The sequence below is a fragment of the Actinocorallia lasiicapitis genome (assembly GCF_054778695.1).
The window spans coordinates 1-5,904 of sequence record NZ_BAAGZI010000364.1 but is presented as its reverse complement, the minus strand read 5'-3'; the positions used below and the strand labels follow the sequence as shown (position 1 = coordinate 5,904).

Annotated in this window: 7 protein-coding genes; 4 read left to right on the top strand and 3 right to left on the bottom strand. The window is 72.2% G+C overall.

The window, feature by feature from the left end:
- Positions 1-230: 230 nt before the first annotated feature.
- A complete protein-coding gene (locus tag ACYVE7_RS27640) occupies positions 231-1,139 on the bottom strand; it encodes a cyclase family protein (protein ID WP_460368633.1) in 909 nt (302 codons plus the stop codon).
- Positions 1,140-1,171: 32 nt separating this feature from the next.
- Between ACYVE7_RS27640 and ACYVE7_RS27635 the strand changes: the two genes are divergently transcribed.
- Complete coding sequence (locus ACYVE7_RS27635) at positions 1,172-2,335, top strand: serine hydrolase domain-containing protein (RefSeq protein ID WP_460368632.1); 1,164 nt, start codon at positions 1,172-1,174, stop codon at positions 2,333-2,335.
- On the opposite strand, the gene ACYVE7_RS27630 is transcribed toward ACYVE7_RS27635, so the two are convergent.
- Complete coding sequence (locus tag ACYVE7_RS27630; protein ID WP_460368630.1) at positions 2,322-3,059, bottom strand: SDR family NAD(P)-dependent oxidoreductase; 738 nt, start codon at positions 3,057-3,059, stop codon at positions 2,322-2,324. The two genes, ACYVE7_RS27635 and ACYVE7_RS27630, sit on opposite strands and share 14 nt — an antisense overlap.
- Positions 3,056-3,682, bottom strand: coding sequence for an isochorismatase family protein (locus ACYVE7_RS27625; RefSeq protein ID WP_460368629.1), 627 nt, complete (start codon positions 3,680-3,682; stop codon positions 3,056-3,058). The genes ACYVE7_RS27630 and ACYVE7_RS27625 overlap by 4 nt, the downstream gene beginning before the upstream one ends.
- Positions 3,683-3,758: 76 nt before the next feature.
- Between ACYVE7_RS27625 and ACYVE7_RS27620 the strand changes: the two genes are divergently transcribed.
- The 3 genes from ACYVE7_RS27620 to ACYVE7_RS27610 all read left to right on the top strand — a co-directional run.
- A complete protein-coding gene (locus tag ACYVE7_RS27620) occupies positions 3,759-4,148 on the top strand; it encodes a Zn-ribbon domain-containing OB-fold protein (RefSeq protein ID WP_460368627.1) in 390 nt (129 codons plus the stop codon).
- On the top strand, positions 4,145-4,504 hold the full coding sequence (locus tag ACYVE7_RS27615; protein WP_460368625.1) for a VOC family protein: 360 nt from the start codon (positions 4,145-4,147) through the stop codon (positions 4,502-4,504). Before ACYVE7_RS27620 ends, ACYVE7_RS27615 begins: the two co-directional genes overlap by 4 nt.
- A 10-nt stretch (positions 4,505-4,514) precedes the next feature.
- On the top strand, positions 4,515-5,904 hold a 1,390-nt coding region (locus ACYVE7_RS27610; protein WP_460368622.1), incomplete at its 3' end, for a class I adenylate-forming enzyme family protein.

Genomic DNA, 5,904 nt, shown 5'->3' with positions numbered 1-5,904 from the left:
CCCGCAGGACGGCGGCGTCGTCGCCGGGGCCGCGCAGGGCGGCCCACCGGTCGCCGAGCGCGGCGAAGTCCGCTCGCTGGAGGCGGCCGTCGCCGTCGGAGTCCATCGCGGCGAAGATGCCGGAGATCTTGGTTCGCTGGAAGTCACTGGACATGAACCCATCGTCACCGGCGTTTCGCCGGGGTGACAGTGGCGTGCGGGTGGGGTTTATGTGGCCTGCGGGGTGAGGGTCACAGGACGGCGATGGGGTTGATCGGGCTGCCGGTGCCGCCGTCGATGACGAGCGGGGCGGCGATGAACAGGAAGTCGGTGCGGCCGGTGGCGGGCAGCTCCTCCAGCCAGAGCATCTCGGCGAGGTAGATGCCGTGCCGCCAGAGGAAGATCATGTGCAGGTCGTCTTCGAGTGACTCGTCGGCGCCCTGGTGGGCGTTGAGCCCGCTGATCGCGGCGTTGTCGCAGGCGACCATGCAGACGTCGCGCTCGGCGAGCCAGCGGCCCGCCTCGGCGGACAGTCCCGGCTGGCCCGACCAGTAGGTGGCGGGCGACTCCTGCCAGGCCAGCGGCCAGCCCGTCCTGACCACGGCGACATCACCGGGACGCACCTCGCTCCCGCACCCGGCCAGGTCGGCGGCGGTGATCCGGTGGTCGGCGGGCAGGTAGGGCAGGCCGTGCAGCCCCGCGACGTCGAAGAAGACGCCGCGCGCGACGACGGGCCCGGCCTTGTCGATGCCGCACCGGGTGGCCCCGTAGGAGCGGACCCGGTCGGCCGGGTGCCCGTTGTACAGGGAGTCACCGGACCACATGTGGCTGAGCGCGTCCATATGGGTGGTGGTGCCGTGCGGGGTGACGATCAGGGCGTCGTCGGCCATCTTCAGCCCGGCCCCGATCGGCCGGACCCCGGCCGCGTAGTCGCCGCCGTCGACCGACATGAAATGCTGCGGCAGCGGCCGGCCCCGCAGGTGCGGCACGGTCGTGGGCGCCGGGCTGGAGGTCGCGCCCTTGATCGGGAGCGACAGGGAGAGCATCCGACCCTCGCGGACCGCGCCCGCCGCCGCGACCACCACCTCGGGGGTCAGCAGGTTGAGCGCGCCGCGCTCGTCGGCGCTCCCCCATCGACCCCAGTTGCCGGTCTCGTCCATGATGTAAGTGAACCCTTTCAAAGGAGTGGCTGATGACGGTAGTGCAGGGTGCGTGCGATCCCCGGTTCCAGGGCGTCAGGGACGCCTTCGAGGCGTCGTTCGCCGCGGGGCACGAGGTGGGCGCGGCGGTGTCGGTGTTCCATGACGGGGTGAAGGTCGTCGATCTGTGGGGCGGGGTCGCCGACCAGCGGTCGGGCGCGCCCTGGCTGGAGGAGACCCCGTGCCTGGCGTTCTCCTGCACCAAGGCGGTGACGGCGACGGCCGCGCTGATGCTGAGCGAGCGCGGCCAGGTCGACCTGGACGCCCCGGTGAGCGGCTGGTGGGACGGGTTCGGCCGGAACGGCAAGGAGAAGACCACCGGGGTGCATCTGCTGACACACCAGGACGGGCTGCCCGCTTTCGACCGTCCGGTGACGGTCGAGGAGGCGGCCGATCCGGCGGCGATGGCGGAGTTGCTGGCCGGGCAGGCGCCGGTGTGGGAGCCGGGCACCGCGCACGGCTACCACGCGCTGACCTTCGGCTGGCTGGCCGGGGAGATCGTCCGCCGGCACACCGGGGCGCCGGTCGGTGAGTTCGTGCGCCGGGAGATCTCCCCCGACCTCTGGATCGGCCTGGACGACGCCGAGATCGAGCGGGCGGCCCGGCTGACGGCCACGGCGGGCGTCCCGAGCGGCGGCGACCGTCCCGGCGTCGGCGCGTCGGCGGAGCTGCTGCACCGGCTCGCCGAGGCCTACCTGGATCCCGCGTCGCTGCTCAACCGCACGCTCAACAATCCGGGCGGCTCCTACAACAAGCCCGCGGTCCTGCGCGGCGGCTGGCCCGCCGCCGGCATGGTCACCACGGCGCGCGGCCTCGCCGGGTTCTACAACGATCTGCTCGGCGGCCGGTTCCTCAAGGAGGAGACGCTCCGCGACGCGATCCGCCCCCGGGTCGCGGGCGCCGACCGGGTGCTGCTGGTCAACAGCTCGTTCGGGCTGGGGTACATGCGGCCGTCGAACATGTTCTTCACGCCGAAGGCGGGCCGTGCGACGGCGTTCGGGCACGCCGGGGCGAGCGGTGCGACGGGCGTCGCGGATCTGGAGCACGGGCTTGCCCTCGCCTATGTCCCGAACCTGATGCGCTCGGACGCGATCACCGGTGACCAGCGGGCGTTCCGGCTGGTGGAGGCCGCGTATCACGCGATCACTGCATCGTGATGCCGCCGGAGACCGACAGGGTCTGGCCGGTGATGTACTCGGCGCGGTCGGTGCACAGGAACGCCACCAGCCCGGCGACGTCCTCGGGGCGGCCGATCCGGCGCAGCGGGATCCCCTTGGCGAGCTTGTCGAGCAGGCCGGGGTGCTGCTCGGCGACCTGCCGGACCATCGGGGTGTCGGTCGGTCCCGGGCACACGACGTTCGACGTCACGTTGCCGCGGGCCGCTTCCCTGGCCAGGGTCTTGGCGAGCCCGAACAGTCCGGATTTGGTGGCCGCGTAGGCGCCTTCGCCGCCGGAGCCGGCGCGTGCCCCGTCGGAGGAGACGAAGACGAGCCGGCCCCAGCCGCGTGCGGTCATCCCGGGCAGCAGGGCCTGGGTGAGCTGCATGGGCGCGCGCAGGTTGATCCGCCACATGAGGTCCCAGTGGGCGGGTGAGCTGTCGACGAACGGTTCGACGATCGACACCCCGGCGTTGTGCACGAGGACGTCGACCGGACCGGCGGCCTCGGCGAGGGCCGTGATCGAGCCGGGGTCGCCGAGGTCGACGGCCAGGGCCGACGCGTCGGGCAGGGTCCTGGCGAACGCGGCGGCGGACTCGGCGTCCAGGTCGGCGATCAGCACCTGCGCGCCGAGGGCGGCCAGATCGGTGCAGATCGCCCGGCCGATGCCGCCCGCGCCACCGGTGACGAGGGCGCGGCGGCCCGCCAGCGAGAGACCGTTCACGTCCGGCTCCAGACCTTGACGAGCTCGTCGGCGGTCACGCGCGCCGCGAGCAGGCTGATGGTGTTGCGCATGACCTCGTCGCCGTAGGCGGCGGGGATCCCGGCGACCGCGTCGGCGACGACCACGGCCCGGTAGCCGAGGTCGACGGCCTCCAGGCAGAGCCCGGGGATGCCGAGGTTCAGCGAGACGCCCAGCGCGACCACGGTCGTGACGCCGAGGGAGCGCAGCAGCTGGTCGACGGAGGTGCCGGTGAACGGGGAGAACCCGTGGAACCGGCGCGACTCCAGATCGTCCGGATCGGCCAGTTCCGGCAGCACCTCGATCGCTCCGGTGCCCTCCAGCATGTGAGCGGGATCGCGGAGCAGCCCCTTGATGAAGGGGGCGTTCGCGGTGTGGCTGCCGGCGCGGTCGGCGCGGAAGGCGGCCGTGCACTGCACGACCCTGATCCCGGCCGCGCGGGCGGCGGTGAGGGTGCGGACGGCCGCGGGCACGACGCCGCGGTCCGCGCAGACGCCGGCCAGTTCGGGAAAGGTCGCGAGGTCGCCGACGACGCCCCGCTGCATCTCCATCACCAGGACGGCCGTGTGCCGGGGGTGGGCCAGTTCGGCCAGATCGAGAGCCACCGCCCCACCATATCTAGCCTAGCGCTTGCTTGGGTACCCTTGCCGGGTAACCAAGCGTGCGCTAGTTTGGCCAGCGATGGATCCGACGCGTCCCGTACCCGTACCGAGCCCGCTCACAGCGCCTTACTGGGAGGCCTGCCGGCGGGGGGAACTCGTGGTGCAGCACTGCACGGACTGCGGGCGGTTCATCCACTTTCCGGAGGCTTCCTGCCCGTTCTGCGGGAGCGGCAATCTCCCGTGGGAAGCGGTGTCCGGGCTCGGCCGGGTCCACACGTTCAGCACGGTGCACCGATCCTTCCTGCCCGGATTCACCCCGCCCTTCACCGTCGCCTGGATCGACCTGGACGAGGACGTCCGGGTGTTCGGCGGCCTGCTGGCGGACGAACCGCGGATCGGGGCCAGGGTCCAGGTGTGCTTCGACGAGCTTCCCGGCTTCGGGCCGGTCCCCCAATGGAGAGCCGTATGACCAGTCCCGCCACCCCGAAGGTCGGCAACGTCCTGTATCCCGCGCAGGACGTCGCGCAGGCCGTCGCGTTCTACACCAAAGGGCTGGGCCTGACGGTCAAGTTCGCGGACGGCGCCCGGTTCGCCGCCCTGGACGGCGGCGGCACCACCTTCGCCCTCGCCGGCGAGGAAGAGGACCTCGTCGGCGTGCCCGCCGTCTCCTTCAAGGTCGAGGACGTCCCCGCGGCGGTGGAGCGGCTCGTGGCCGCGGGCGGGGCGGTCGTGCGTGCGGCGCAGGAGGGCCCGCACGAGATCCGGGCGGTCCTGCGAGACCCGGCCGGCAACCCGTTCGTCGTGTACGCCCCCGTCCAGAAGTAGGAGACCATCCATGGCGAGCTCACCGTTCTCCAACTACGCCTACGCGATCCTCACCGCCAACGCCCTGCGCACGCCCGACAAGGTGGCCCTCACCTACTGCGGCACCCAGTCCTTCACCTACGACGAACTCAACCGCGAGGTCAACCGGGTCGCGCACGCGCTGGCCGCGGCGGGCGTCGGGGCGGGCACCCGGGTGGCGTCGCTGGTCAACGAGACCCTGGCCGTCGCACGGGTGTACCTCGCCCAGATGAAGATCGGCTCGGTGGTCGCGGCGCTCAACCCGTACTGGCCCGCCGAGACGCTCCAGGCGGTCGTCGAGTCGTCCGAGGCGACGGTGTTCGTCTACGACTCCTCCGTCCAGGGCCTCATCGACCAGGTCAAGCCGAACCTCACCGGCATCAAGGTCTGGATCGACGTCGCCGACCTCGACACCGCGGGCGCGTCCGACGCCGAACCGGAGTACGGCGGCCACGGCAACGACCTGCTCGCGCTGTTCTACACGTCCGGGACAACGGGGCTGCCGAAGCCCGTCATGCACACCCATTTCTCGGCGCTGTCGGTCGCGCAGATCTGGACCGACGTGGAGACCGGCGAGGACTCCGTCACCGGAACCGGCGCGATCATCTGGGGGATCGGCTTCCCCGCGCTGGTCGGGCCCACCTTCTACGCCGGCCAGAAGCTGGTGCTGGAGCAGGACTGGGGCCCGGTGAACTTCCTGACCGTGGTGCCGCGCGAGAAGGTCACCCACGTCTCGCTGATCCCGTCGTTCTTCTCGGCGCTGCTCGGCGACGACGACCACCTCGCCGCGGACCTGTCGTCGCTGCGGGCGATCATCCTGGGCGGGGAGCCGCTGCTCCCGGCCGTCCGGGACAAGATCAAGGCCCGGTTCCCCGACGCCGCGATCTACTCCTACTACGGCCAGACCGAGGCGCCCTACACGGTCTTCGGACGGCAGGACGACGGCTCCCAGCCGATCACCGCGTCCGGCCGCGCCCGGCTCGGCTGCGCCGTGAAGGTCACCGACCCGGACGGCAACCGGCTCGTCGGCGAGGTCGGCGAGATCAACCTGACCGGGCCGAACGTCACGGCCGGATACGACCGGCTGCCCGCCAAGACCGCCGAATCGCTCAAGGACGGCTGGTTCATCGGCGGCGACCTCGGCGTCCTGTCGGCGGACGGGGTGCTGTCGGTCCTCGGCCGCCGCGACGACGCGATCCTCAAGGGCGGCCAGTGGTCGCAGCCCGCCCAGGTCGAGGAGAAGGCTGTCGAGGTCGCGGGGGTCGCCGAGGCGGGCGCCGTCGGGGTGCCCGCCCACACCGAGGGCGCCGACGCCGCCGAACAGCGGATCCTGCTCGCGGTCGTCCCCCGCGCGGGCGCCGTCCTGGACGCCGAAGCGGTCA

Bases quoted from the DNA above. Each gene is read 5' to 3' on its own strand.
- ACYVE7_RS27615 (WP_460368625.1), top strand. From the start codon at position 4,145: ATGACCAGTCCCGCCACCCCGAAGGTCGGCAACGTCCTGTATCCCGCG.
- ACYVE7_RS27635 (WP_460368632.1), top strand. From the start codon at position 1,172: ATGACGGTAGTGCAGGGTGCGTGCGATCCCCGGTTCCAGGGCGTCAGG.
- ACYVE7_RS27620 (WP_460368627.1), top strand. From the start codon at position 3,759: ATGGATCCGACGCGTCCCGTACCCGTACCGAGCCCGCTCACAGCGCCT.
- ACYVE7_RS27640 (WP_460368633.1), bottom strand. From the start codon at position 1,139: ATGGACGAGACCGGCAACTGGGGTCGATGGGGGAGCGCCGACGAGCGC.